26 protein-coding genes and 1 pseudogene are annotated in these 25,008 nt (G+C 63.5%); 17 read left to right on the top strand and 10 right to left on the bottom strand.

Annotated features, from left to right (window positions below; all coding sequences use genetic code 11):
* Positions 1-27: 27 nt before the first annotated feature.
* The 3 genes from BJ994_RS16010 (at position 28) to rplI (ending at position 1,387) form a co-directional block, all read left to right on the top strand.
* A complete protein-coding gene (locus BJ994_RS16010) occupies positions 28-588 on the top strand; it encodes a single-stranded DNA-binding protein (protein WP_167995420.1) in 561 nt (186 codons plus the stop codon).
* A 91-nt stretch (positions 589-679) separates the two neighbouring features.
* Positions 680-919: a 30S ribosomal protein S18 gene (gene rpsR / locus BJ994_RS16005; protein WP_005273147.1), complete on the top strand. Its 240-nt coding sequence runs from the start codon at positions 680-682 to the stop codon at positions 917-919.
* Positions 920-937: 18 nt separating this feature from the next.
* A complete protein-coding gene (gene rplI / locus BJ994_RS16000) occupies positions 938-1,387 on the top strand; it encodes a 50S ribosomal protein L9 (RefSeq protein ID WP_167995419.1) in 450 nt (149 codons plus the stop codon).
* Between the two features lie 210 nt (positions 1,388-1,597).
* On the opposite strand, the gene BJ994_RS15995 is transcribed toward rplI, so the two are convergent.
* Positions 1,598-2,023 carry a DUF1801 domain-containing protein gene (locus BJ994_RS15995; protein ID WP_167995418.1) on the bottom strand — a complete coding sequence of 142 codons (426 nt, stop codon included), beginning with the start codon at positions 2,021-2,023 and terminating at the stop codon, positions 1,598-1,600.
* Between the two features lie 83 nt (positions 2,024-2,106).
* On the opposite strand from BJ994_RS15995, the gene BJ994_RS15990 reads away from it, so the two are divergent.
* Together BJ994_RS15990 and BJ994_RS15985 are read left to right on the top strand one after the other, a co-directional pair.
* The gene (locus BJ994_RS15990; RefSeq protein WP_167995417.1) at positions 2,107-2,502 is read left to right on the top strand and encodes a TFIIB-type zinc ribbon-containing protein; all 396 of its coding nucleotides are present in this window, start codon (positions 2,107-2,109) and stop codon (positions 2,500-2,502) included.
* Positions 2,503-3,009: 507 nt separating this feature from the next.
* Positions 3,010-5,667: a replicative DNA helicase gene (locus BJ994_RS15985; protein ID WP_167995416.1), complete on the top strand. Its 2,658-nt coding sequence runs from the start codon at positions 3,010-3,012 to the stop codon at positions 5,665-5,667.
* 4 nt (positions 5,668-5,671) lie between these two features.
* On the opposite strand, the gene BJ994_RS15980 is transcribed toward BJ994_RS15985, so the two are convergent.
* Together BJ994_RS15980 and BJ994_RS15975 are read right to left on the bottom strand one after the other, a co-directional pair.
* Positions 5,672-6,241 (bottom strand): MOSC domain-containing protein, encoded by a 570-nt coding sequence (locus BJ994_RS15980; RefSeq protein ID WP_167995415.1) that lies wholly within the window; start codon positions 6,239-6,241, stop codon positions 5,672-5,674.
* Positions 6,242-6,258: 17 nt separating this feature from the next.
* On the bottom strand, positions 6,259-6,855 hold the full coding sequence (locus tag BJ994_RS15975) for a DUF3060 domain-containing protein (protein ID WP_167995414.1): 597 nt from the start codon (positions 6,853-6,855) through the stop codon (positions 6,259-6,261).
* Positions 6,856-6,988: 133 nt separating this feature from the next.
* On the opposite strand from BJ994_RS15975, the gene BJ994_RS15970 reads away from it, so the two are divergent.
* Complete coding sequence (locus BJ994_RS15970; RefSeq protein WP_167995413.1) at positions 6,989-7,666, top strand: response regulator; 678 nt, start codon at positions 6,989-6,991, stop codon at positions 7,664-7,666.
* Entirely contained in the window at positions 7,632-8,978 is a 1,347-nt protein-coding gene (locus BJ994_RS18480) for an ATP-binding protein (RefSeq protein ID WP_167995412.1), read from the top strand. The genes BJ994_RS15970 and BJ994_RS18480 overlap by 35 nt, the downstream gene beginning before the upstream one ends.
* A 12-nt stretch (positions 8,979-8,990) precedes the next feature.
* Here the strand turns inward: BJ994_RS18480 and BJ994_RS15960 are convergent.
* From BJ994_RS15960 to BJ994_RS15950, 3 genes and pseudogenes are all read right to left on the bottom strand, one after another.
* Positions 8,991-10,405, bottom strand: a pseudogene (locus BJ994_RS15960) (alkaline phosphatase PhoX).
* Between the two features lie 42 nt (positions 10,406-10,447).
* Entirely contained in the window at positions 10,448-10,735 is a 288-nt protein-coding gene (locus BJ994_RS15955; protein WP_167995411.1) for a MoaD/ThiS family protein, read from the bottom strand.
* Positions 10,732-11,841: a WD40/YVTN/BNR-like repeat-containing protein gene (locus BJ994_RS15950; RefSeq protein ID WP_167995410.1), complete on the bottom strand. Its 1,110-nt coding sequence runs from the start codon at positions 11,839-11,841 to the stop codon at positions 10,732-10,734. The genes BJ994_RS15955 and BJ994_RS15950 overlap by 4 nt, the downstream gene beginning before the upstream one ends.
* Before the next feature lie 236 nt (positions 11,842-12,077).
* Between BJ994_RS15950 and BJ994_RS15945 the strand changes: the two genes are divergently transcribed.
* Genes BJ994_RS15945 through BJ994_RS15935 form a run of 3 tightly spaced genes read left to right on the top strand, consistent with a single transcriptional unit; the run spans position 12,078 to position 14,563 of the window.
* Positions 12,078-13,028: a DUF4031 domain-containing protein gene (locus tag BJ994_RS15945; protein ID WP_167995409.1), complete on the top strand. Its 951-nt coding sequence runs from the start codon at positions 12,078-12,080 to the stop codon at positions 13,026-13,028.
* A gap of 40 nt (positions 13,029-13,068) precedes the next feature.
* Positions 13,069-13,332 carry a helix-turn-helix domain-containing protein gene (locus BJ994_RS15940; RefSeq protein ID WP_167995408.1) on the top strand — a complete coding sequence of 88 codons (264 nt, stop codon included), beginning with the start codon at positions 13,069-13,071 and terminating at the stop codon, positions 13,330-13,332.
* On the top strand, positions 13,325-14,563 hold the full coding sequence (locus BJ994_RS15935; protein WP_167995407.1) for a type II toxin-antitoxin system HipA family toxin: 1,239 nt from the start codon (positions 13,325-13,327) through the stop codon (positions 14,561-14,563). The genes BJ994_RS15940 and BJ994_RS15935 overlap by 8 nt, the downstream gene beginning before the upstream one ends.
* 55 nt (positions 14,564-14,618) lie before the next feature.
* On the opposite strand, the gene BJ994_RS15930 is transcribed toward BJ994_RS15935, so the two are convergent.
* The gene (locus tag BJ994_RS15930) at positions 14,619-15,053 is read right to left on the bottom strand and encodes a GNAT family N-acetyltransferase (protein ID WP_167995406.1); all 435 of its coding nucleotides are present in this window, start codon (positions 15,051-15,053) and stop codon (positions 14,619-14,621) included.
* A gap of 64 nt (positions 15,054-15,117) precedes the next feature.
* Here BJ994_RS15930 and BJ994_RS15925 point away from each other — a divergent pair, with 64 nt between their 5' ends.
* Positions 15,118-15,747 (top strand): WHG domain-containing protein, encoded by a 630-nt coding sequence (locus BJ994_RS15925; protein WP_167990078.1) that lies wholly within the window; start codon positions 15,118-15,120, stop codon positions 15,745-15,747.
* On the opposite strand, the gene BJ994_RS15920 is transcribed toward BJ994_RS15925, so the two are convergent.
* Entirely contained in the window at positions 15,742-17,289 is a 1,548-nt protein-coding gene (locus BJ994_RS15920; protein WP_167995405.1) for a hypothetical protein, read from the bottom strand. The two genes, BJ994_RS15925 and BJ994_RS15920, sit on opposite strands and share 6 nt — an antisense overlap.
* Positions 17,290-17,503: 214 nt before the next feature.
* On the opposite strand from BJ994_RS15920, the gene BJ994_RS15915 reads away from it, so the two are divergent.
* The gene (locus BJ994_RS15915; RefSeq protein WP_167995404.1) at positions 17,504-19,003 is read left to right on the top strand and encodes an LCP family protein; all 1,500 of its coding nucleotides are present in this window, start codon (positions 17,504-17,506) and stop codon (positions 19,001-19,003) included.
* A gap of 12 nt (positions 19,004-19,015) precedes the next feature.
* Here the strand turns inward: BJ994_RS15915 and BJ994_RS15910 are convergent, their stop codons facing one another.
* Positions 19,016-19,369, bottom strand: a complete 354-nt coding sequence (locus BJ994_RS15910; RefSeq protein WP_167995403.1) for a hypothetical protein — start codon at positions 19,367-19,369, stop codon at positions 19,016-19,018.
* 96 nt (positions 19,370-19,465) lie between these two features.
* On the opposite strand from BJ994_RS15910, the gene BJ994_RS15905 reads away from it, so the two are divergent.
* From BJ994_RS15905 to BJ994_RS15885, 5 genes are all read left to right on the top strand, one after another.
* The gene (locus BJ994_RS15905; RefSeq protein WP_167995402.1) at positions 19,466-20,803 is read left to right on the top strand and encodes an MATE family efflux transporter; all 1,338 of its coding nucleotides are present in this window, start codon (positions 19,466-19,468) and stop codon (positions 20,801-20,803) included.
* A 44-nt stretch (positions 20,804-20,847) separates the two neighbouring features.
* Entirely contained in the window at positions 20,848-21,438 is a 591-nt protein-coding gene (locus BJ994_RS15900; RefSeq protein WP_167995401.1) for a DUF308 domain-containing protein, read from the top strand.
* Between the two features lie 37 nt (positions 21,439-21,475).
* Positions 21,476-21,817 carry a hypothetical protein gene (locus BJ994_RS15895; RefSeq protein ID WP_167995400.1) on the top strand — a complete coding sequence of 114 codons (342 nt, stop codon included), beginning with the start codon at positions 21,476-21,478 and terminating at the stop codon, positions 21,815-21,817.
* A gap of 109 nt (positions 21,818-21,926) precedes the next feature.
* Positions 21,927-22,616, top strand: a complete 690-nt coding sequence (locus BJ994_RS18475; RefSeq protein ID WP_167995399.1) for an FCD domain-containing protein — start codon at positions 21,927-21,929, stop codon at positions 22,614-22,616.
* A 79-nt stretch (positions 22,617-22,695) separates the two neighbouring features.
* Entirely contained in the window at positions 22,696-23,868 is a 1,173-nt protein-coding gene (locus tag BJ994_RS15885; protein ID WP_342450403.1) for a metal-dependent hydrolase family protein, read from the top strand.
* A gap of 95 nt (positions 23,869-23,963) precedes the next feature.
* On the opposite strand, the gene BJ994_RS15880 is transcribed toward BJ994_RS15885, so the two are convergent.
* Positions 23,964-24,920, bottom strand: a complete 957-nt coding sequence (locus BJ994_RS15880) for a dihydrodipicolinate synthase family protein (protein ID WP_167995398.1) — start codon at positions 24,918-24,920, stop codon at positions 23,964-23,966.
* Between the last annotated feature and the right edge of the window lie 88 nt (positions 24,921-25,008).

The following is a 25,008-nucleotide window of genomic DNA, read 5'->3' as shown; positions in this document are numbered from 1 at the left end:
GGTGGGCCAGTGACCGTAGGAGGCACCATGGCAGGCGAGACCACAATCACGGTCGTCGGTAATCTCACCAGCGACCCGGAACTTCGTTTCACCCCGTCAGGCTCCGCAGTGGCGAACTTCACCATTGCGTCGACGCCGCGGACCTTCGACCGTCAGTCCAACGAATGGAAGGACGGCGAAACGCTGTTCCTCCGTGCGTCGGTCTGGCGTGAAGCGGCTGAAAACGTCGCGGAAACCCTCACTAAGGGAACCCGCGTTGTTGCCCAGGGCCGCCTCAAGTCACGTTCGTATGAAACCAAGGAAGGCGAGAAGCGCACCGTCATGGAACTGGAGGTGGACGAAATCGGTCCATCCCTGCGCTACGCATCCGCGAAGGTCAGCCGCACCCAGCGCTCAGGCGGTGGCGGTGGTGGCTTCGGCGGAGACAACGGCAACTTCGGCGGTGGCGGCGGTTCCAACCAGGGTTGGAGCGGCGGCCAGCAGCAGCAAAGCCAGAGCCAGGCGTCCCAGGATCCCTGGGGAGCGCCTGCCGGCGGCAACTCGTCTGGTTGGGGCAACGGCCCGGATTCTTCCGAGCCACCGTTCTAACCGTCGTGTGCACGGTATCGCTGTGCACCAGTAGTAATTCCCATCCCGCAGAACCGTTCTGCGGGCTCCACCAGACATAAGGAGCACCACGATGGCTAAGGCTGAACTTCGTAAGCCCAAACCAAAGTCAAACCCCTTGAAGGCCGCTGACGTCACCGTCATCGACTACAAGGACGTAGCACTGCTGCGTAAGTTCATTTCCGACCGCGGAAAGATCCGTGCACGCCGCGTTACCGGCGTCACCGTGCAGGAACAGCGCAAGATCGCACAGGCAATCAAGAACGCCCGCGAAGTTGCCCTCCTGCCTTACTCCGGCGCAGGCCGCGGCTAAGGAAAGGGAACTTACACCATGGCAAAGCTTATTCTGACCCAGGAAGTCACCGGTCTCGGCACTGCCGGCGATGTTGTCGAGGTGAAGAACGGTTACGCACGTAACTACCTTCTGCCCCGCGGCTTCGCCCTCACCTGGACCAAGGGTGGCGAAAAGCAGGTCGAGTCAATCAAGGCTGCGCGCAGCGCACGTGAGCACGCCTCCCTTGAGGATGCCCAGCGCCAGGCTGCCGCACTCCAGGCGAAACCTGTCAAGCTGACCGTCAAGGCCGGCGAGTCCGGACGTCTCTTCGGTACCGTCAAGGCCGAGGACGTCGCGAAGGCTGTTGAGGCTGCAGGCCTCGGCTCAATCGACAAGCGCAAGGTTGAACTGCCGGCACACATCAAGTCGGTTGGTCGCTACCAGGCCAACGTTCGTCTGCACGAGGACGTCGCGGCCACGATCGATCTTAACGTCGTCGCCAGCTGAACAACAGGGGTCCCCAAGCGAGCGAAGCGAGGTTGGGGAAAGCCACTTAGCGCTAAGTAGCTAGGGCGCTGACAGCGCTCAACGAAAGGCCTCCGCTCGGTTGAGCGGGGGCCTTTCGCTTGCGCGGACTATTCCCGGAACTTTCGTGCAGCTCTGGTGACTTCGACGGCGTGGAAGCCGCCAGAGCTGCACGAAAGTTCCGCGGGCGGCTCAGGAGAACGTGTAGTCGGTCGTGCTTACGTGTCGGTGGCCCATTGCTGTGAGCTGCTCGAGAACCCCGAGGTCGACGTCGTCGAGCTTGTTGATATAGAGGCACGCGGCGCCGGTCTTGTGCTGGCCCAACTTCTCCAGTAGCTCAGCCGATCCTGGAGCTTCAGTCAGCCCGTACAGCACCAGGTTGGCGCTTCGCGGCGAGAAGCCGGTTGCGAGTGCGTCTCCCTCGCGGCCGGTCGCGTACTTATAGTGGTAGCTTCCGAAGCCAATCATGGACGGTCCCCACATGACCGGTTCCAGCCCGGTTACCCGCTCCATTATCGCCAGCAATGTCTCCGCATCCCGGCGTCGTCGTTCATTGGGAACCGTTGCGATGAAATCCTGTACAGATGCCTCGGTGGGCATAGTCTTGTTTTCAGCCATGTAGGGCAGTATCGCAGGCGATCAGTGGGTGAGCCAGCAGTCGGTGGCACCAGCTGCGCGCAACCGAACCCGGAGGAACGCTCATGAAATGTCCCGTCGACAATATTGACCTCGTGATGTCTGAACGTAGCGGTGTCGAAATCGACTATTGCCCTACCTGCCGCGGGGTATGGCTGGACCGGGGAGAGCTGGACAAGATCCTCGACCGGGCTGCTGCGCTTGCCGGCCCTGAGCGTCCGCATGCGCCGTCGGCACCGCCTGTGGCTCCGCCCCTGCCGTCGCCTCTGCTGAACCGGGCGCCGCGCCCCTCCGAGCGCGATCATGGACGGTACGACGACTCCCGCGATCACCGCTTTGAGCGGGACAACCGTCGCGGAGATGACTACCGAGGCTACGAGGGACGCGGTTATGACCCGCGCGGCCAGAAGCCGTACCGGAAGAAGAAGGATAACTGGCTCGGCGAGATGTTCGATTTCTAGGAGTATGCCTTCCCTTGCATGACCGACTCCCGTCCATCAGGGGAGCGGCATACACGGCCGTCATGCCCTATCTAGACTGTGATTCAGAACACAATCAGCTAGCTGTGTACTTGTGGATAGCAGGTGCATAACCGGGACCTGTACGGGCATTTTGCGGTTCTGTCAACATGGAATCTGAGGATGAATGTTGCTACCTAGATTCTTTTTATCCACAGAGTGTTTGCACTGTTTCGCCTAGTCAGAGCCGGTTTCCGCTAAAAACTGTTCGCAAATCCACACCTTTGTCCCCAAGCTGTGCACACAACACGCCGAGCAATTACCCACTTATGCACATCCCCTGTGGATAACCCAGTTGGCGTGGGTGCCGTTGGGGACTAGCGTTGCGGGGTATCCCACACCGCAAGACTGTCAGTAGCAGCTGGTAGTTATTCCATATCAGCTCGAAATTCCTGACCGTCCAGTTCGGCCAGTGGGTTCGGGGAAGCTACGGGAAGAAAGGCCGCACACGTGTCTTTGACTCATGCGGATTCATCATCAGACACACGGTCTCCGGAGTTTTCCCGTACGCCCCCACAGGATCTTGTTGCCGAGCAATCGGTACTCGGTGGAATGATGCTTTCGAAGGACGCCATCGCCGATTGCGTTGAGGTGCTTCGGGGCGTGGACTTCTACCGCCCGGCACACGAGAGCATTTATGAGTCGATCATCGACCTCTACGGCCGCGGCGAGCCTGCGGATGCCGTCACCGTCTCGGATGAGCTGACCAAACGCGGCGAAATCTCCCGGATCGGCGGACCCGCTTATCTTCACACCCTCATCCAGTCCGTACCGACTGCCGCGAACGCTGGGTTCTACGCGGAAATCGTTCGTGAGCGCGCAGTTCTTCGCCGTTTGGTTGATGCCGGCACCAAGATTGTTCAGCTGGGTTATTCGAACGACGGCGAAGTGGATGACATTGTCAACGCCGCCCAGGCGGAGGTGTACGCCGTCGCGGAGCGACGCACCGCCGAGGATTACGTCCCGCTGAAGGACATCATCGAGGGCACGGTGGACGAGATTGAGTCCGCCGGGCACCGCGGCGAAGGCATGACCGGCGTTCCGACGGGCTTCTATGAGTTTGATGAGCTGACTCAGGGGCTGCACGGCGGGCAGATGATCGTCATCGCCGCCAGGCCGGCAATGGGGAAATCGACGTTCGCACTGGACTGGGCGCGGTCGGCTGCAATCAAGCACAACATGACAACGGTGTTCTTCTCCCTCGAAATGGGCAGAAACGAAATCGCGATGCGCCTGCTGTCCGCGGAAGCCACCATCGGCCTGCAGGATCTGCGCAAGGGCACCGTGAAGGACGAGCAGTGGGGCAAGATCGCCACGACCATGGGTCGCATGAACGATGCTCCACTGTTTATCGATGACAGCCCCAACATGTCGCTCATGGAGATCCGGGCGAAGTGCCGGCGACTCAAGCAGCGACATGATCTGAAGCTCGTCGTACTGGATTATCTTCAGCTGATGTCCTCGGGCAAACGGGTTGAGTCGCGCCAGCAGGAAGTCTCGGAGTTCTCCCGCGCGTTGAAGCTGCTCGCAAAGGAACTGAACGTACCCGTCGTCGCTCTCTCACAGCTGAACCGTGGCTCCGAGCAGCGCACAGACAAGCGCCCAATGGTCTCCGACCTTCGCGAATCCGGATGCCTCACGGCTGATACGAGAGTCCTGCGCTCGGACACTGGCGCCGAAACCACGATGGGCGAGTTATTCCGAGCCGGAGCGAAAGACGTCCCCGTCTGGTCACTGGATGAGAGCCTTCGCTATGTCGAGCGCCACCTCACCCACGTCTTTTCCACCGGTATCAAGCAGGTGTACCGGCTGACGCTTGCGTCCGGGAAGACGGTCCGCGCCACGTCCAACCACCCCTTCTTCACCTACGACGGGTGGCGCCCGCTCGGTGATCTCAAGGTCGGTGATCGACTTGGAGTGCCGCGTCACGTCAACGGTCCGTCGCAACGTACGCACTGGGAGAACTCCCAAGTGATCTTGCTCGGCCATTTGCTGGGCGACGGTTCGTTCGTTAAGCGCCAACCCATCCGATACGCAACAAAAGACGAAGCAAACGTCCAGGCGGTATCCAACGCAGCCGAGCACTTCGGTGTCTCCGCTGTGCGTGACGACTATGCCGCGGCACGCTGCATCACCGTGCGCCTTCCCGCCCCTTACCGTCTCACTCACGGTAAACGAAACCCGATTGCTGCTTGGCTGGACTCTCTCGGTCTCTTTGGCGCCCGGAGCCACGAGAAGTTTGTCCCGGAGGACGTCTTCGCCCTGCCGAAAGTTCAAATTTCCCTGTTCCTCAAGCACCTCTGGGCAACGGACGGTTCTGTGACCGTCAATCGGGCGGGCACGGGTGGACGGATCTACTATGCCTCCACGTCCAGACGACTTGTCGACGACGTCGCCCGCCTGCTCTTGCGGTTCGGCATCAGCGCCCGTGTCAAAAAGGCCACAGCAAAAGGCAACTACCGGCCGGGCTACACGCTGGACGTCTCAGGTGGTGACGATCAAAGGAGATTTCTTCAAGAGATCGGCGTTCATGGCGAACGCTCAGTAGCGTGTGACCGCTTACTTGAGATCATCCGGGACAAGGCAGCAAACACGAACGTCGATACCGTCCCGCTGCAGGTGTGGGATGACGTGAAGGCGATCCTCGCTGAGAAAGAGATCACCCACCGGGCATTTCAAGCGGCCATCGGTACGCGGTATTGCGGGTCCACGCTCTTCAAGCGAGCACCATCACGTCCGCGCTTGGCTCGCGTCGCGGCAGTGCTTGATTCTGCCGAACTTGATGTCATGGCCGTCAATGACCTCCTTTGGGACAGCATCATCAGTATTGAGGCGGACGGTGAGGAAGAAGTCTTCGACGCCACTGTTCTCGGAAACCATAACTTCGTAGCCAACGGAATCGCCGTTCACAACTCAATCGAGCAGGATGCGGACATGGTGATCCTGCTTCACCGCGACGACGTGTATGACAAGGAGTCGCCCCGCGCCGGTGAAGCCGATGTCATCGTGGCGAAGCACCGTAACGGCCCCACCAAGACGCTCGTGGTCGGCTTCCAGGGCCACTACTCGCGCTTCAACAACATGGCGGCCGATACCGGCGGGTTCTAGCTCCTCAGGGCAGCCGGCTCGGCCGCAAAACGGTGGGCACGCCCGCCTGCGCCGGGTCCAACTCCACCGGGCTCACCAGCACGGCCGGGCCCCGGTGAAGCATCCCGCCGGTAAGGGGCTGACAGCGCACGCCGCCACGCCCGCGCATTGCGGCATGCGCACCGGGCGCGAGCATGCGGTCCATCCACGCGCATGGATGCGCCGGCCGGCCTCCCCGCAGGATCACCGAATCCCCGCCGGATTCCAGCGCAAATTCCTGACCCACCAACGGCGGCAGATGCGCGCCGCGAACAATCACATTCCGACGGGTCAGCAGCGGATCAAAGGCACCAACACCTAACTCCGCCGCTATCGCGTCCAACGCCTCCACCGCAAAAACGGTCACTGCGGCGTCCATGTGTGCCGCCTTGCCGAAGAACCGGTCACCGACGATGCCCTTACCGGCCACCACCTCAACCTGATCGGCATCCGACGTAGGCACATCCGCCGCGCCGTCACGCGACCGCCCAAAGTACGCATGACTTGGCGACACGAGCAGGTGCAGGATTTCGACGTCGTACCGGTAGCTGGCCATGCACCTAAGCTAACGTCCTACGGTGTATTGATCACGCTCCCGTTGCCTTCATCGTCCACCCGGGGATCACCTGATTCGTAAGTCACCGTGTTGTCTGACCCTTCGATGTCGATCTCCTCCACCGACACCAGAGTTGCCGTGTTGGACTCCCCTTCGAGGGACAGCTCACGCACCTCTGCGGCCTCCACAGTGTTCCCGTTGCCCTGGACATCGATCTCGCGGGAGTTCTCGGCTGTGACCGAGTTTTCGGTCCCGTCGACCTCGATCTCGCTGCAGTCACCGCTCACGGTGAGGGTCACGTTGTCCGCGCGAACGTCAACGTCGCCCCCGCCGTCGCACCGGACCGTGTGCGTGGAACCCTGCTCGGTGATCCGGTGTTCCATATTGCCGGACACGGTCACCTCTGCGCCGCCCGTATCGCTTGAGGTGGCAGTGGCGGATTCGCTGGCGGATGGCGAGTCAGAAGAGTCAGCCGAACTCGGGTCAGCCGGTGGCACGGTCGTGGTCTGTACTTGCGTTGTGTCTGCTGGTTCCGAACCGGCCATGCATCCGGTGAGGAGCATGCCTGCTCCAACCAGCCCTGTCACCGTGATAATCCTTGATCGATGCGCCATGGCGGTCCTCCTGCGAAAGTTTCCCGATAGTTTGGACGCTCCAGACCGGGTTAATGCTGATGCTTCAGTGTGCGCTCAGCTTCCTGAAGGCACACTGAATGGGTGAAAGCGATGCGGAAGGACAAGGTGACCGGTGCGAGTGCTGGTGGTTGAGGACGAAACTGGTCTCGCGCAAGGGCTGAGGCGGGGCCTCGAAGCCGAAGGCTTTGCCGTCGATACGGCCGCCAGCGGCGTCGACGGGCTGTGGCTTGCCCGCGAACACAGTTACGCGGTCATACTCCTCGACATCATGCTGCCCGGCCTCAATGGAATAGGCGTCTGCGCCGCCCTGCGGGCCGAGCGGAACTGGACCCCGATCCTCATGTTGACCGCCCGGGATGGCATTGGCGACCAGGTTGACGGGCTGGACACGGGAGCTGATGACTATCTGACGAAGCCGTTCTCGTTCGATGTCCTGCTGGCCCGGATGCGGGCGTTGATCCGACGTGGTGCCGGGGAGAGACCCACGGTGTTGGTTGCCGGAGACATCAGGCTGGACCCGGCGTCGCGGCGGGTTTGGCGGGGGGAGACGTTCGTCGACGTCACCGCCCGGGAGTTCGCAGTGTTGGAGTTTCTTATTCGGCGCGCGGGCCAAACAGTGTCAAAGCGCGACATCCTGAACAATGTGTGGGATTTCGACTTCGAGGGTGACCCCAACATCGTGGAGGTTTATATCCGGCACCTGCGGAACAAACTTGATCGGCCGTTCAACAGGGCAGCAATAGAAACGCTCCGCGGTGCAGGCTACCGATTGGCGGACGACGGTGGGTAGGGGAGCGCCCAAGACGTTGCGCGCTCGATTCACGCTCTCTGCAGCACTGATTGTCGGATTCGTCCTGGCAGTATGCGCAGGCATCTTCTACCTGCTGCTCCAGGGGGCGCTGTTCGCGGAGGTCCGTGCGGCTGCCGACGGCGACACTGACGATCTCGAGGCCAGACTCGGCTCGCTGCCCGCTGTGACGGAAACCGATGATGACCGTTTCTTCCAGATCATCTCCGCCACAGGTGAGGTAACGGCATCGAGCATGAGCGCACCCGGGACGGCGCTGGACATCGCTGATACGGATGAGGGCGTGATCCTTCGAATCCCGGAGGAAAGTGCCGACTTTCTGGTGACCGCCGAAGACACGGATGACGGCCAGACAATCATTGTCGGGCGCACGTTGGAGGACGTCCAAGAGACACTTTCCACCGTTGGAGGGCTGCTCGCGGGAATGGTGCCCTTGCTGATCCTCATTGTCTCCGTAGTTACGTGGTTGGTAGTGGGCAGGGCGCTGGCGCCGGTTGAGCGGATGCGCAGGGAAGTCGATGAGGTGACCTCACGAAATCTGCACCGCCGCATTGATGACCCCGGGCGGTCTGATGAGATTGGCCGGTTGGCGCGTACCATGAACCGCATGCTGGAGCGCCTTGAACAGTCCCAACGCTCACAGCGCCGGTTCATTTCGGATGCATCCCACGAACTGAAATCCCCGCTCGCTTCCCTCCGGCAGTATGCGGAGGTGGCCCGATCGCACCCGGACCGCATCAGCGCGGATGACCTGTCCAGAGCCGTGCTGGATGAGGGCGGACGCCTGGAGAGGCTCGTCGCCGGGATGCTGGTGCTCGCACGGGCAGACGAGCAGTCGCTGGAAGTGAAGGCCCGCGAAGTGGATCTCGACGACCTTGTGCTGGCCGAGGGGCGGCGCCTGCGTACTTCAACCGAACTGGACCTGGACGCGACCGAGGTCGGTGCAGCACGTGTCCTGGGAGACGGAGCACTACTCGCTCAGATGGTACGGAACCTGGTGGACAATGCCGCTCAGCATGCCCGTTCGCAGGTCCGCCTCAGGCTCAGCGCCACTGAGTCAACTGCCGTCCTCGCCGTGGAAGATGACGGACTCGGCGTACCGGTGGAGGACAGGGAACGGGTCTTTGAGCGTTTCGCACGGTTGGATGAATCCCGAACGCGGAACAGCGGCGGCAGTGGCCTGGGATTGTCTATCGTTCAGGAGATCGTCAGCGCCCATCACGGGACGGTGCAGATTTCGGACAGCCCGCTTGGCGGCGTGTGCATCGAAGTCCGCATTCCCTCTTCAGCGTAGGGGCGTCAGGAGCTACGAGTCCTCCGGTTGGTCCCACGGGCCCGTGACGGCGAGGGTGAAACCGGGTGACTGGATGTTGACGAAGAGGATCCTGCCGTCCGCGCTGAAAGCGGGTCCGCAGAACTCGCTGTCGTTGTGGTCGTTACGTGCCAGCGGGTACGTTCCTCCCTGGGATGTCACCCCCAGCAGGTGGGACACGCCGTCACTGTCCTCTGCGAGGACAAAACCGCCGTGCGGCGAAACGGTGATGTTGTCAGGCCTTCCCGATACGCCGGGAAGCTGTTCCGCAACTGCGTCAATGCCGAAGATGGTCTTGAGGGTCAGGGTCTCATCGGACGGATCGTAGAACCACACCTGGCCGTTGTGTTCGCCTGCTGCTCCCTCGCGGAAGCGCGCGAAGCTCGCGACGAAGTACGCGCCGTCGTCGGCCCACCACTGACCTTCAAGCTTGTAGGACCGCGTAACCTGCTCATCATCGAACTGTTCGCGCACGGACCGCTCGGCGGCGTCCCGGTCCGGCACATCCACCCACTGCACCTGCAGGCGGGTTCCGACGGCTGTCGCTTCGGACAGATCAGAAATGTGCTGACCATTCTCGAAACAGTTCATTGCCTGAAGGCGGCCCGCAACGTCTCCGCCGTCGGACGTGGCCAGCTCATGCAGCTTGCCGGGGCCGGGAGTGAATCCAGACGGCGGTGCCCACCGATAGTAGAGCCCGTTGGGGTCCTTCGCGTCCTCCGTCAGGTAGATGAAGGTGCTCGAAGGATCGACGGCGACTGCCTCGTGCGAGTACCTTCCCAGAAACTTCAGCGGAATCGGGCTCGCCCGGAGGTTAGCTTCCCGGCTGGCCGGGTCTACCTCGAAGACATAGCCGTGGTTCTTGGTGCGTCCATCCTCGCCCGCGCGGCTCTCCGTCTCTTCGCAGCTCAGCCATGTGCCCACGGCGTTATGCCACCCGCACAATTGTTGTCCGTTCCGGCGAGGCTGGTGTACTGGGCCAACCGCTTGCCCACCGGATCGACCGTGATTGTCGAGGTGCCGCCGATGGCGCCGGGGTCATAAGTCAGCCCCTCCACAACGGGAACCGGGTGCGGCTCGTCGCCGTCATTCTCATGGTTGGTCACGAGTGTCCAACCGCCGTCGCCGTTGGCAAAGACGCCCATTCCATCCGGGTCTGAGGGATGTACGCCGTCGTCGGTGGTGGTTTCCCCTGAGCGTGCAACCAGCTGGTAGGAGAACCCTTCGGGTAGCGCCAGGATTCCCTCGGGATCCGGGATGAGTGGACCGTAACCGGCGGCGGTACGAATCGAGGACACGCCCGATGGTCGACTGAACGGCTCCAGGCTGCCACAGCCCGCGAACGTCACCCCGAGCCCGGCGGCAGCGGCTCCGCCCAGGAAGGTACGGCGTGATACGCGAGCATTCATGCAGCTGAGTATTGCTGCCCGATGCTGAACCCTTGCTGAAGTCTACCCGCCGGCCACCGACTGGATGATCATCACCTCGGACCCGGGCGTTACTGCCGTCGCAAGCCCGTCCGCACGCCGCACATCCTCGCCGTCCACGTAGATGTTGACATACCGGCGCAGCGCCCCCGTCTCGTCACGGATGCGCCGTGCGAAAACCGGCCGTCCGTCGGACAGTGTGTCCAGCACGTCCGACACGGCTACAGCAGATTCCAACTCAACCTCCACCGTCGAGCGATCCTCCACAAGCGGCCTGAGCAGCGTCGGAATCAGCACGATCACAGGGCTCATGGCGATCCGACACCCGCTTCGGCACCGACGACGACGGCGGCACGCACGCACAGCACGTCCGGCAGGTGGGCTGCCACTTCAGTGAAGGACGCACCCTCATCGGCGCTGGCATAGACCGAGCCGCCTCGGGTCCCGAAGTACACGCCGACAGGTTCGGCGTTGTCCACACCGGCGGCATCGCGCAGCACGGCGTTGTATTCGCTGGAGGGCAACCCGTTGTCGAGGCGGGTCCAGGTGGAGCCGGCGTCGTCGGTCCGGTGCACGGCGAGCTTGGCGTCCGGTGGAATGCGCTCGCCGTCTGCCTTCAACGGGATCACCCAGGCGGTGCCGCCGCGGCGCGGATGGGTGAGCATGACGAAGCCGAAGTCCGCCGGTAATCCGTCGGCGATTGAATCCCAGGTCTCGGCGCCGTCGTCGGACCGGTACACGCCGTGATGGTTCTGGGCGTACAGGCGCTGCGGGTTCTCGGAATCCCGCGCGATCTTGTGGACACACTGGCCGAACTCAGGGTTGGGATCCGGCATGAAGTACGCGGAGATGCCCTTGTTCCGCGGCTCCCAGGCCTGGCCGCCGTCTGTGGAGCGATAGACACCGCCTGTGCTCATGGCCACGTGCACGGTGTCGTCGACCGGGCTGGGGACAACGGTGTGGGCGGCAGCCCCGCCGAAGCCGGCACCCCATTCGGAGCGGTGCGGGTGGTCCCAGAGCCCGCGGTTCAGTTCGAAGTGCTGGCCGCCGTCGGTCGATTTCCATACGGAGATGGGCTCGCAGCCGGCCCAGACTACGCCGGGACGGTCCTCCGAGTCCGGCTGCAGCTGCCAGATCCGTCCCAGGGCGGTCTCGTCCGATTCCGCGAACTTGATGGCACCCTGCTCGGGCTCGGACCAGGTGGCGCCCAGATCATCCGAGTAGACGACAGTCGGCCCCCAGTGCCAGTCCATCATCCCCACGAGGATGCGCGTTCGGCCGCCGCGGGTGTCGATCCCAACGCTCGGAATCTCCGACATCAGGTGGTGCGGCCGGGACAGCGTCCAGTTCTGCCGGTCGGTACTCGTGGCAAGCCAGAGGCCCTTCTTGGTGCCGATGGCCAGGACGGTGGTTTCCATGGGTCCTCGTTTCAGGAAGCGGCTCGCGGCCGGCGAACGATACTCCGACGGACCGCATGTAAACACTGTAAACAATGGCACAGAGCCGCTGTCCTGTACATACCTTTGAGCCGATACCGAGTATCGGCCCCCTGCGTTCGCTGGCGTTCACACCGGGACCCTACCGATACGCGCGTATCGGCCCCCCTGCGTTCGCTGGCGCTCACACCGGGACCCTACCGATACGCTTGGGTCCCATGGCCGTGTACATTGATCCGCCGCTCTGGCCCGCGCACGGCACCGTATTCTCCCACCTCATTTCCGACACCTCCCTGGCCGAGCTGCACGGGTTCGCAGCCCGGGCAGGCATCTCCGAGCGGGCATTCGACGTCGATCATTACGACGTCCCCGCCCGCCGCTACCGGCAACTCGTGCGCCAGGGCGCGCTGGAGGTGAACGGCGGGACACTCGTCCGGATACTGATCAGCAGCGGATTGCGGGTACCTGCGCGGCTGCGCCCCGACCGCATCCGCCGGGCCCTCCGCGCACGATGGTCGCAGACCCTGCCCGGGCATCCGGCCCTCGGCGGGCAACTACTGGACCGCTGGTCCGAGCCGCACCGCCGCTACCACAACCCAGAACACCTGCTCGATGTGCTTGAGGCCCTCGACCTACTCATCGACGAGAACGACGACGACGCCACCCGGCTGAACATCCGGCTCGCCGCCTGGTTTCACGACGCCGTGTATGCGGGGAAGGCGGGTGAGGACGAGGAAGCATCGGCGGCGCTCGCCGAAGACCAACTGACCGGCGTCATCCCGGACCCCGGTGAAGTGACCCGGCTGGTCCGGCTCACCGTGACGCACGACCCCGATGCCGGTGACCGCGCCGGTGAGCTTCTCTGCGACGCGGACCTCGCCGTCCTGGGCCGCTCCCCGGCCGGCTATCAACGATATGTGCGCGCGGTCCGGGAAGAATATGCGCACATCCCGGACGCGCAGTTCACCGTGGGGCGCGCCGCCGTCGTCGGCCGGTTGCTGGCCCTCGACCCGCTGTACCGCACGGAACGGGCGCGCCATCGCTGGCTGGCAAGTGCGCACGAGAACCTCGCCGCCGAGCTCGCTACCCTGCGCCGATCCACGGTTCGCTGTCGGGTTGACGCCAATTCCGACGTCAATCCGGTTGACTACGATATTGACTTCAAATAGGCTGACTTCGATATCAGCGTCAAGATGACAGGTGAATCGAATGATACTTCGTGGAGAGGTTCGCAACGCCGAGGCGTTAGGTCGCATGCTGCAACAGGGCCGCGCGCTGCAGGGGATGAGCCAGCGGCAACTTGCAGAACGCCTCGGCATCGGCCAGAAGTGGGTTTGGGAGATGGAGCAGGGTAAGCCCGGGATCCTGACCGACCGCCTTTTCGAGATGCTCCGGGCAACTGGAGTCCGCCTGTATGCCGAGATCGACGAGCCGATCGACCAGCCGAGCAAGCGCAAAGGCAACGATGGGTGAGCTGAGGGTCGAGCTGTACGGGCATCTCGTCGGCTGGCTGGTTGGAACGGACTGGCGCACCTTTGATTTCCGGACCGACCGCTCTGCGTTTGACCACTTCGAACTGGGCAGCACTATCCTGTCCGAATCCGTTCCACTGAACGTGACAGTGAACCGCAGTCGCGCTGCCCGTCGTCGTAATTTCTTCTCCGAACTACTGCCGGAGGGCCGGATCCTCACCAACCTGGCTGCCAGTGTGGGGGCTAGGGAACACGACGTAGTGACCCTGCTGGCCTACTACGGGCGGGATGTCGCCGGCGCGATGCAGATCTGGGATCCGGATCGCCCGGGTGAGCCGCGGCGACCCCATGCGACTGCCCTCACGGATGAGGGTGTGAGGGCGTTGCTTCTTGACACGCTGGCTGAGCCCCTGGGTAACAGTCCGCTCACGGGTAAGACTTCGCTCGCGGGGGTACAGGACAAGATTGTGTTGGCGCGCATCGACGAGCGTTGGCACCGTGTGCACGACGGGTATCCTTCCACGCACATCGTTAAGCCAGAATCGCGCGATCACCCGACGGTCATCTTTGATGAGGAGTATGGTGCCCGCGCCGCGCGGAGGCTCGGGCTGTGCCAGACGGAAACCTGGCTGGCGGACTTTGACGGGCTCCCAGCACTGGTTATTGAACGATACGACCGAGCGCCGGACGCACCTCTGGGCCGTCTTCACCAGGAAGATATGAATCAGGTTCTGGGTGCGCATGCCAATGAGAAGTACCAGGAACTCGGTGGGAAGGTGAGCCTCCGCCGAATCGCCGAGGTGTTCCGAAAGAACGGCGACGACGAGTCACTGGAACGTCTGCTGGCCATGAGCGTTCTGGCCGTAGCGCTCGGAAATGTGGACATGCATGCGAAGAATTTGTCATTGCTGCACGGCCCCACCGGCAGCTCAAAACTGGCTCCCGCATACGACATGGTGCCCCTGCGCCATCAACGCAACGACGGACGAATGGCACTGTCCATCAACGGCGTCTACCAGCACGGCAGCATCACGGCCGCAGATCTGGCTGCGGAGGGTTCCGGCTGGCGCATGCGCAGCCCGGATCTGGTTGTGAACCGGACACTCGAATCAATCGAGGCATTTGCCGCTGCGGAAGAACCTGACCCACGGGCGTATGCGCGGCTACGGTTGGACGTGTTGAGTTTCACGCGGCGCCTCCTGCAGGGCAAGCCGGCGGGCGGGCCGGGGTGAGGCGGAGTCGTCTAGATCAAATGTGTAGCCGAGGCGCACCTCGCCGCGGAGCTCGCTACCCTTCGCTGAGGGCCGGCAGGACGCACCGGTAACGACGGCGGTCCGGCCACCGTGCGTCAGTTGGCGCCGGACTCACGTCGAAGCCGAGCCGCCGGTAGAACCCAACGGCGTCGTCGTCGGTTTCAGCGACCACAGGGAGCGATGGATATCGCTCACACACATGCCGAATCAACGCGGTTCCGAGGTTCCGTCCGCGTTGTGACTCGTCGACCGCCAGGTACTCGATCGTGGTTCCTGCCGCGTCGCTTGAGAAGGACACGAACGCCAGCACCTCGCCGTCCTGCACAATGCCGGTGTTCTCGAGCCGCGGCAGGGCTTCCGCGATCAGCCGTTTGAGCTCGGCGTCGCTCTGTCCCGCCGCCTCCCGCAGCAGGGCGAGGAACGTCGGCGTTTCCAGATCAGTTGCTGTGAGCGGTCTGATTCGCTGCATCGGCTCATCGTGGCACAATTGTCGACAGTGTTCACATTCGGGCGGGCTTGGTCGGGGAGGCGGCGTGACGGAGCAGAAGCGCAGCACCTACCGGCACGGCGACCTGCGCCGGGCACTGGTCGCGGCAGGAACTGAACTCGCACGCGAGGGCGGACCCTCCGCCGTCGTACTCCGCGAAGTGACCCGCCGCACCGGGGTGACCCCGAACGCGGCCTACCGCCATTTCGCGGACAAGAGGGCGCTCCTCCACGCGGTGTCGATGGCGGCGCAGGCGGAGCTGGCCCGCTCGATTGAGGACGAACAGGCAGGGCTCCAACCAACCGACGACGACGGCGCCGCGGCCCGCGCGCGTCTGCGTGCCGTGGGTGCCGGGTACCTGCGATTCGCGCAGAGCCAGCCGGGTCTGTTCCGTACCGCATTCGCCGAACACGCGGACCTCCGTGACGCAGGATCTGCCGACTCCGCCGGAGCGAGCGGGCTGACACCCTTTCAGCTTCTGTCGGCTGCCCTGGATGGCTTGGTTGAGGCCGGTGTGCTCCCGAAGGAGCGCCGTCTGGGTGCTGAGTTCCTTGCGTGGTCCTCGGTCCATGGCCTCGCGATGCTGGTGATCGATGGGCCGTTGCGCGGGCTCGACCTGGAGCAGCGGACGTTCGCGGCGCAGCGGCTGCTTGAGATGGTCGAGAAAGGGTTATGACTCGGTGGTTTCCGGCTCGGCTTCTGCCGGCGTCTTGAAGGCGACGAGTCTGCCCTCGAGGCCGACCAGGGTGAGGCTTTCCGCCGCTTGTCCCACAGTTGTCACAGCGCTGAGGCTCAGCTCGGCTTCGACGGGGTCTCCCGCAGCGTCGCACGGCGCGAAGAGCCCTCCGCCTGAGGACACGTATGGGGGATAGTCCTCACCGCGGCGCTGGCGGTAAGTGAACCTGGTCGGCTTCGCACAGGCGAAAACCATGTCCGGCTCGGCCACGGTTACCTCGCCGGTGGTTACATCCAGAAGGGCGGGGTTGCCCTTCGATGCGGTGAGGAGCACATTCCCCCGTACTGCAACCAAATCATCGATTGCCCCGTTCGGATCCTTTACGGGGTATTCGTGGGACCATTTGGTCTCACCGGTGAGCGGATCAAACCGTTCAACCGTGATTTGGAGGTTGCTGTAGTTGAAACTGTTGTGCTCGCTGTCGTAGGTGCCCGTGCCGTCGTAGACGCAGCGAAGTGCAAGCTTCCCGTGCTCGTCCTCGTTGCTTAACGCTCCCCAGCGGTCGAGGCAGCGCGAATCCCGTCCTGCGCTAGCCCACATGATCTCGCCGGACTCCGTGTTGATGGCCACCTGTTTGCGGGACCCAAGGTCGCGCGGAACGTAATCGCCCTCCTCGTACTTGGTATCGCGCCAACGGTCCGCTTCGTAGGAACGCTCAACGGAGAGGATGAGGAGATTTTCCACTTCCGAGTTGAGCCAGGAGTAGCCGTAGTAGGGGTCGTAGCCTTCGCCGACGAATCGTTCCAGGTGTTTCTCCCAGAGTTTCTTCCCGTCAACGATGCGGCCGAGGTATTCGCCCCGGCTGTCGTACCGGAGGTACACACCGTCCGCCAGGAAAGCGTGTTCGAAGCCTGCCAGCGGGTTGCCCGTATCCTCAATTATGTCCGGCGCGTCATCGAGAACGATCCGGTGCGCAACCACCCCATCTGAGCCGGGAGGTAGCTCGGTGTAACAGAGATCGGTGCCGTCCGAGCATGTTGACGGACGGGAGTCCAGCGTCTGGCGGGGGCTCCGGGTGAGTTCCTTGCCCGTTTTCGCATCTGCGACGACAACGCTTGTGGACCAGGCGGCGGCGTAGTCACCGCTCAGTTCGTCCGGGCTCGGCTCAACATACGCTACGACGGCAATGCCACTCCGGGTTTCGACGAGGACCGGTTCCCATTTCCTGTTCGAACTACCCCAGCTGGGAGCAACGAACGTACGCCAGAGTTTCTTGCCGGTCTCGACGTCGAAAGCGACCAGGTGCATGCGATCCTCGGGTGCTCGCACGTGAACAACAGCGATTCCCTGTGCAACCTGCGGTTGACCGATAAGGTCAAGCTCAACGCTCCAGGCCGTTTCCGGGGTCAGCGTGAGCGATTCAATCGTCTGCGACCGTTCCGCCGCCTCAGGAGCCGGCGTACAACCGGCCACTGCAAGTAGCACCATGAGCAGGGCGCAATAAACAGAACGACGGCGGGCGCTGCGGTAGCGAGTGTGCACTGGTTCCCCCTGGAGTTGGATGGCTTGAGACGTCCTCACGCTATCCGGGGCAGGAGATGCTCCGCAGCGCGCTCCAGTCGATCTGTGGATAACTCGTGCGGCCAGAGCCATACGCGCAGAACTATCCGGTAACAGGGCTGCAGACCGGCGTACCCTTTACTCATCGGCAACGTCGGCGGCGTTACGAAGCTTTCTCATGACTGATGGGAATTAGATGCGTCCGGAACAGAGCAGCCTGGGCAACACCCAGCCTTCCCGCGGGCGCTTGCGGCCTGCGGTCGCCTGGACCGTTGCTAACGCGGTGTTGCCGGGTACGGCTCTGCTGAAGTCCGGGCGAAGGTCCGGCTGGGCGTTTCTTGTTTTCTTCCTAGCCGTCCCTCTCGGCGCCGTAGCCGCATATTTCCTGTTTGACGGACTGGATCTGATCCTTCGAATCGCGGTCCGGCCCAATGCACTGATAGGCGTTGCCCTGGCCCTGGTGGCCTTCGCGCTGTGTTGGGCACTCCTCGTTGTGGCGGGCAACTACTTGATGAATTCCCTTTTCGGGCTCGGAGGCCGAAAGCGACTTGTCAGTATGACGGTGTGCGTTGTCCTGGTAGCCGCAGTCGGAGTGCCGGCAGGGTTTGTAGTGCGCGCGCTCGAGGCGCAGCGCTCACTCCTGCTGAACTCGTTCATTACCGACGACGACGCAAGCTTTGGTCTAGGAGAAAGCCGCGACACGCGCGCAACGCCGGCATCTGAAGACCCATGGGCGGGCCAGCCGCGCCTGAACATCATGCTGCTCGGGCATGATGCAGGCCAGGACCGCGTCGGCACCAGACCGGACACAATCATGGTCGCTTCAATAGATACCCGCAGCGGCGCCACCAGCCTCTTCAGCATTCCGCGCAATCTGCAGTACGTCGAATTTCCAGCGGGAAGTCCCATGCACGATGCCTTCCCGAACGGCTTCGATGCGTACGGACCCACCGAGAACCTCATCAATGCAGTCTGGACCTGGGCTGCAGACCATCCGGATATGTTTCCCCATTCCGGGAATCCGGGGTTGATCGCAACCCGGCAGGCAGTTGAACAAACACTGGGGCTTGCCATGGACCGCTACGCCATGGTCAATTTGCAGGGCTTCGCGGAGGTGGTCGATGCCCTTGGCGGTGTTGAAATTGTTGTGGAGCGTCGCATCCCAACGGACGCAGGGCGTTTCATCGCGCCGGGCCGGCAGCTTCTGAATGGCGGAGAGGCCCTCTGGTACGCACGCTCGCGCGAGGGATCTGACGATTTCGACCGCATTTGCCGTCAGCAGAGGCTTGTCGGGGCGATGATCGACTCGGTCGATCCGGCCAGGATCGCGGGCTCCTTCGTCCAACTCGCGCGGGCCGCGGAAAGCAACATTTCGACGGATATTCGGGTGAGTGAGCTCGACGCCATGGTGGAACTGTTGTTCAAGGTCAGAGCGGGTGGCATCTCGAACCATCCGATCACCCCTACGGTGATCAACCCCGGCGCCCCCGACTTTGACGCTCTGCACCACTGGGTCGATGCGGCGATCGGAGAAGACGGAATCCGTCCCACTCCCGAAGCCCCAACTCCGCCCCAGGACGGCGATCCGGAGCCAACGCCGCCAGCTGACCAGGAACCCGCTCGGGCCGGTGATCCCGCACCGCTTCCAACCCAGAACGGGGGACCCGAGAGCGAGATCGCCGGGTGCACTCCCTAAACCAACGTGGACTTAGTCCCGCTTGGGACCGGTGTTGTCTCCCATATGGTTGGCAGGCCTGTCCCACCAGCCCGGCCGGTCCGAGAAGTGGCCCGGGCGCGACGCCGTTGGGTCAACCTCTTCGCGCGTCTCCCAGGACTGCACGGAACGACGGTGGCGGTAGCGAAGCATATGGCCGCGGGCAAAGAGCGCGATGGCCAGTACCACCATCACCGCCCCGACCGCGAGGAGAACCCCTGATCCGGGCTGTATCGGCTCGTTCCGGGCTGCGGCCGTGGCGAAACCGGAAATTCCCTGCGGCACAAAGAACGTACTGAGGATGACAAGCGCACCTCCAGCGATGAAGTGCTTGATCCCAATTTTCATGGCGCCTCTCCTGACCGTCCGTGCCTCCAGCCTACCGACCCGGATTGTTCAACTGGATACTCAGCCTTTGTCACCGCCGCCCCCTAGGCTTGATCCGTGACAGCAACAGTTCCTGACCGCAGGCACCTTAGCCGCTCCATCCTGCGCCTGGCCGTACCGGCACTTGGCGCCCTCATCGCCGAGCCGCTGTTCCTGCTTGCCGACTCGGCAATCGTCGGTCACCTGGGCGTCAACGAGCTGGCCGGCGTGGGACTGGCCGCGACGGTGCTGCAGACCGCCGTCGGGCTCATGGTTTTCCTCGCCTACTCAACCACTCCCGCCGTCGCCCGCTTCCTCGGTGCCGGCCGCATGCAGGACGCGCTGGCCGCAGGGCGCGACGGCGTTGGCCTGGCCCTCCTGCTGGGTGCGGTCCTGTCAGTGCTGGGCTGGATCTTCGCACCCGCCCTGACCGCCCTGATGGGGGCCGAGGGAGAAGTGCACCGGTTCGCGGTCGACTACCTCCGGTACTCCATGCCCGGCCTTACCGCCATGCTCGTAGTCCTCGCCGCAACCGGCGTACTGCGAGGGCTTCAGGACACCCGGACCCCGCTGGTTGTCGCGGGTGCGGGGTTCGGCGCCAACATTGTGCTCAACTACGTCCTGGTTTACGGCTTCGGACTGTCGGTTGCCGGTTCAGCGCTCGGGACCAGCATCGCGCAGTGGGGGATGGCCGCCGTCTACCTGGTCATCATCTACCGCAACTCCCGCCGGAACACCGTCTCCCTGCGGCCAACCTGGCGCGGCGTACGGGCAACCGCGCGCGTGGGGTCCTGGCTGATGTTGCGCACCGCGAGCCTTCGCTTCGCCATCGTGGCAACGGTTGTTGTCGCCACAGCCCAAGGCCCGGTCTCGCTCGCCGCCCACCAGCTGGTCATGACCGTCTTCGCGTTCCTCGCGTTTGCGCTGGACGCCCTCGCCATTGCCGCGCAGGCCCTCATCGGCAAGGAGCTGGGCGCAGGCGACAAGCCGCTGGCGCACGCCCTTACGCGCATCATGATCCGCTGGGGTATCGGGTTCGGGGTACTCACAGGCGTACTGCTGGCAGTCGCCGCTCCGTTCGCAGGCTGGATCTTTACGTCCGACCAAACCGTGCAGGCAGCGTTCGCCGTCGGGCTCTGGGTGCTCGCGGCGGCTCAACCCATCTGCGGGTACGTCTTCGTCCTCGACGGCGTGCTGATCGGAGCCGGTGACGCACGGTATCTGGCGCTCGCCGGCGTCGTAAATCTGGTTCTCTACGTGCCGCTCCTGGCGATCGTCTTCGGTGCTGGGCTCACAGGGCTGACCGGAATCGTCTGGCTGTGGGCGGCCTTCGGGGTCGGCTACATGGCGGCGCGGGCGCTGACGCTCGGCTGGCGGGTGCGCACGGACCGCTGGATGATTACCGGTGCCGGCTAGGACTACACTTGCAACGTCCAAAAAACCCTTCCGGAAGGCAGAACATGAACGCGGGTTTCCCGGGAACTGCGGCATCGCCTGCCCTGTGGCGGGCCTTTCTGTTGCGTGCGGCAGTCGCCGGAGCGTTTGGACTCTTGACCATCTTCTGGGGGCAACCCTCCGTGCACGTGCTGTCCGTTGCCGGCGGCCTGTACTTCCTCGCGACGGCGGCCACCGTGTTCCTGCAGGAGCGAAGCCTCCGCGCACAGGACGCTGCACCCTCGTGGCTGACAGGCACCGCGCCGGTTCTCCTCGCCGTGGCCGGTTTGCTGAACCTGTGGATCCACACGGACGCGATGTTCGCCGGGACTGGTGCGCTCGTGCTGATCGTCTCCGGTGTGGTGGACGTCGTCGTCGGAATGCGAAACCGGGGCAAGCACGCCGCCGCGCGTGACTTCCTGCTCGTCGGCGTTGTCTCGGTGCTCACGGGCGCCCTCCTGCCCCTCTTCCAGCCGCTGGGCGCGCACGCATTGCTGGGCGTGAGCGGCGGAGGCGCCGTGATCACGGCCGTTCTGCTGGCTCTGGCCGCCCTCAGCTACCGGCACGACGCCCGCCAGGCGGCGGATCCTGGAACGCGCGGCAACCCCGTAAACTAGGTTTCTACTAACCGTAGAAAATTGAGGAGAAGGAACCGTGTCCAAACAGCCCAGGGGCGTCAAGGGTCCTCTCGTCTTTTCGGCTGTTCTTGGCGTGATCGCGGGCATTGCGACCATGATCTTCGCCACCGGCGGCGGCACCAAGGAACTGCGCGTTGACCTCGGCATCACCGCGGCGGGGATCGCGTTCATCGCCTCGCTGGTCATCAGCGCGATGCTCCTCATGACGGCGAAACCCAACGCCGATCACCTCGGGAAGGGCACCGGCGTCAACCGTTCCTCCGCCAAGATCCGCGGCGGTGCAGCCAACCTTGATGAACACGGCAACCCCCGCGGCACCAAGCCGGGCAACAACAACGACGACGACGGCGCCCGCTAAGTTCCAGCGTGCCGCCCGTAAGCGCTGGGCGCCGGGATTTCTGCGGGCATAGAATGTCATACGATACGGGCCCCAGCCGGGTCCGGGATGATCGGAGGCGTTTCGCACGGTGGCGGTAGAGAAGAAGTTTGAGATCCATACGATCAAGAAGACAAGTCTTCGGGAGACCGTTGCGCGCGCCTTGAGGGCGGCGATCATCTCGGGTGAGATGGTGCCCGGGATCGTTTACTCGGCGCCGAGCCTGGGAGCACGTTTCGGCGTTTCCGCTACGCCGGTCCGGGAGGCGATGCTGGACCTCGTACGCGAAAACCTGGTGACCGTGGAGCCCAACAAGGGCTTTCGGGTTACCGAGGTCTCCGAGAAGGACCTGGACCACATGGCGCAGATCCGGATCCTCCTTGAGCCGCCGGTGGTGCGTGAGGTCACGCCGATCATCCCGGCATCCGATATTCCGATGCTCCGCGCCATGGCGCAGGAAATCGTGGACCGCGGCACGGAGGGTGATCTTGTTGCGTACATGGACGCGGACCGCGAATTCCACATCCGGCTGCTCGAGTACAGCGGCAACACGCGGCTGGTGGAACTGATCTCCGACCTCCGTTCCCACAGCCGGCTGCTTGGCCTCACCAACCTTGCCGAGCAGGGCAGGTTGCGGCAATCGGCGGAAGAACACCTGCGCATGGTGGACCTCATCGAGGCGGGCAAGGCTGAGGAGCTCGAAGAGCTGGTCCGCCAGCACATCACGCATGTCCGCGGCGTCTGGGCGAAGCCGGCGGAGAGCCAGGAAGCAACGTCGTAACGAACGCTCCCGCCGTCGTCGGGATGAAATCTGTGGTGGAAAGAGGTAGCACGTGGCCATAAGCCAAAGCACATTGACAGTGGAAAACGCTCTGATCTTCGACGGCAGCCCGGATCTGGTTGAGGGAACGCTGGTATTCCGCGACGGGACCGTTCAGGCGCCTGATGCGCAGGGTAAGGACGGCCGGGTGATCGACGCCCGCGGGAAAGTGGTGATCCCCGGACTGATCGACGCCCACTTCCATGCGTACGGAATCAGCCTGGATGGATTCGAGTATGAGCGCGGGCCCCTGAGCTATTCAGCGCTGGTCGGCGCCAGGCGTCTTGGTGACGCGCTCCGGCGCGGATTCACCACCGTGCGCGATGTCGCCGGCGGTGACATCGGGCTGTCCAACGCCATCAAGCAAGGACTGATCGTTTCCCCTCGCTACTACTACACGGGTGCGGCGCTGAGCCAGACAGGCGGCCATGGGGATCCCCGATCGGGCGAGATTGACGTCTGCTTCACCCACGGCCACATGTGTGAGGTGGTCGACGGCGTCGACAATCTGCGCAAAACCGTCAGGGAACGCTTCCGCACCGGCAGCCACGCAATCAAGATCATGACTTCAGGGGGAGTGGTGTCCCTGACGGACCCCATCCGGTTGCCGCAGTATTCGGCCGAGGAGATCCGTGCGGTGACAGAGGAGGCAGCCCGGCGCGGCAGCTATGTCGCCGCCCATGCCTACTCCTCGGAGGCCATCGCACACTCGGTGACCAACGGCGTCCGCTCCATCGAGCACGGAAACCTGATGGACGTAGAGACGGCACAGCTGATGGCTGAACACGGCAGTTTCCTCGTCCCCACCCTTGCCGCCTATGACGCGATGAACCGCCGGGGCGACGAGGTGGGCCTGAACCCAATCTCGAAGGCCAAGAACGCTGAAGTGCTCGACGCCGGCATGGTCGCCATCCAGCGTGCACTCGAGGCCGGTGTGAAGACCGGCTTCGGGTCGGACCTGATGGGTGACCTCGACAATGACCAGCTCATGGGCGTCCGGCTCCAGATCGAGGCTGCGGGAGTACTCGAGACGCTGCGCTCCATGACCAGCGTGAATGCTGAGCTGATCGGCAACGAGAGCATCGGCTCCCTTGCGGCGGGGTCCGCGGCAGACGCCGTCGTTCTCGATGGAAACCCCTTCGAGGACCCGGCCGTGCTGTGGGACGAAAGCCGGCCCCGGACCGTCATTCAGGGCGGGAACGTCGTCAGCTAGTCCCCGGACGAGCGAAGCGAGCTCGGGAGTTTGCGACACGTTAGACGCGTAAGGCGGGTCCCGTGTTGAACGGAACCCGCCTTACGAAAGCGTAACTAGCGGCTGCTGCGCTCGATCTTGCCTTCATCGGCAAGCCGTGCGAGCTCAGCCAGCACCCATTCGGTGTCGGCGGTAACCTGCTCGTGCTGGTCGGCGCGAAGCGGAAGGCGCGGTGCGCGCGAAGGTCCGCCGTAGCGGCCGGCGATGTCCATGGACAGCTTGATGGACTGCACGAACTCGGTCTTCGAGTCCCAACGGAGCAGGCGGTGCATGATCCGGTACAGCGGAACCGCGGTTTCCAGGTCGCCGGAAACTGCAGCGTTGTACAGCGCAACGGTCTCGCGGGGAATGGCGTTCGGGTAGCCCGAGAGCCAGCCAACCGCACCGGCAATCGCACCTTCCAACAGAACGTCATCCGAGCCCACCATGATTTCGAGGCCCGGTGCCACTTCAGCGATCTGGTAGGAGCGGCGTACGTCGCCGGTGAACTCCTTGACCGCCACAATCAGGCCCTCGTTGTAGAGTTCAGCGAGAAGTTCGGGAACCAGGTCAACCTTGGTGTCGATCGGGTTGTTGTAGGCGCAGATCGGCAGGCCCGCCTTCGCGACCTCGCGATAGTGGTCGACGACGGCGCGGGGCTCAGCCCGGTAGGTGTTGGGAGGAAGCAGCATGACCGCCTGGGCGCCGGCTTCTGCCGCCTGGTCCGCCCAGTGGCGGGCCTGGTGTGCACCGTAGGCAGCTACGCCGGGCATCACGGTGAAGCCCTTCGGGGCGTGGGCGACGGCGGTCTCGACTACCGCAGCGCGCTCCGCGTCGGAAAGGTTCTGGTATTCGCCGAGCGAGCCGTTGGGGGCTACGCCGTCGCAGCCGTTCTCGGCGAGCCAGGCGACGTGCCGGCCGTAGTTCTCGAGGTCAACTTCGAGCGCCCCGGTTTCCGCTTCACGGAAGGGCAAAGTGGTGGCCACGAGGACGCCGTGCCACGGCTGGGAGCGGTTGGTGGAACTGGGTGACATGGGACGCCTTTCTGGGAACATTACCGTTTGGTATCACCCTAACAGTACAATTTCACATGGCACAATAGGCAATTCTCGACTAACATTG

Origin of the sequence: Arthrobacter pigmenti (assembly GCF_011927905.1) — a bacterium.
In the GTDB taxonomy this organism is placed as follows: Bacteria; Actinomycetota; Actinomycetes; order Actinomycetales; family Micrococcaceae; genus Arthrobacter_D; species Arthrobacter_D pigmenti.
This window is presented reverse-complemented; position numbering and strand designations above follow the sequence as displayed.

Coding starts and splice junctions, on each gene's coding strand:
- BJ994_RS16010 (WP_167995420.1), top strand. CDS start 28: ATGGCAGGCGAGACCACAATCACGGTCGTCGGTAATCTCACCAGCGAC.
- rpsR (WP_005273147.1), top strand. CDS start 680: ATGGCTAAGGCTGAACTTCGTAAGCCCAAACCAAAGTCAAACCCCTTG.
- rplI (WP_167995419.1), top strand. CDS start 938: ATGGCAAAGCTTATTCTGACCCAGGAAGTCACCGGTCTCGGCACTGCC.
- BJ994_RS15995 (WP_167995418.1), bottom strand. CDS start 2,023: ATGGCTGAAAACAAGACTATGCCCACCGAGGCATCTGTACAGGATTTC.
- BJ994_RS15990 (WP_167995417.1), top strand. CDS start 2,107: ATGAAATGTCCCGTCGACAATATTGACCTCGTGATGTCTGAACGTAGC.
- BJ994_RS15980 (WP_167995415.1), bottom strand. CDS start 6,241: ATGGCCAGCTACCGGTACGACGTCGAAATCCTGCACCTGCTCGTGTCG.
- BJ994_RS15975 (WP_167995414.1), bottom strand. CDS start 6,855: ATGGCGCATCGATCAAGGATTATCACGGTGACAGGGCTGGTTGGAGCA.
- BJ994_RS15955 (WP_167995411.1), bottom strand. CDS start 10,735: ATGAGCCCTGTGATCGTGCTGATTCCGACGCTGCTCAGGCCGCTTGTG.
- BJ994_RS15950 (WP_167995410.1), bottom strand. CDS start 11,841: ATGGAAACCACCGTCCTGGCCATCGGCACCAAGAAGGGCCTCTGGCTT.
- BJ994_RS15945 (WP_167995409.1), top strand. CDS start 12,078: ATGGCCGTGTACATTGATCCGCCGCTCTGGCCCGCGCACGGCACCGTA.
- BJ994_RS15940 (WP_167995408.1), top strand. CDS start 13,069: ATGATACTTCGTGGAGAGGTTCGCAACGCCGAGGCGTTAGGTCGCATG.
- BJ994_RS15935 (WP_167995407.1), top strand. CDS start 13,325: ATGGGTGAGCTGAGGGTCGAGCTGTACGGGCATCTCGTCGGCTGGCTG.
- BJ994_RS15930 (WP_167995406.1), bottom strand. CDS start 15,053: ATGCAGCGAATCAGACCGCTCACAGCAACTGATCTGGAAACGCCGACG.
- BJ994_RS15915 (WP_167995404.1), top strand. CDS start 17,504: ATGCGTCCGGAACAGAGCAGCCTGGGCAACACCCAGCCTTCCCGCGGG.
- BJ994_RS15910 (WP_167995403.1), bottom strand. CDS start 19,369: ATGAAAATTGGGATCAAGCACTTCATCGCTGGAGGTGCGCTTGTCATC.
- BJ994_RS15900 (WP_167995401.1), top strand. CDS start 20,848: ATGAACGCGGGTTTCCCGGGAACTGCGGCATCGCCTGCCCTGTGGCGG.
- BJ994_RS15880 (WP_167995398.1), bottom strand. CDS start 24,920: ATGTCACCCAGTTCCACCAACCGCTCCCAGCCGTGGCACGGCGTCCTC.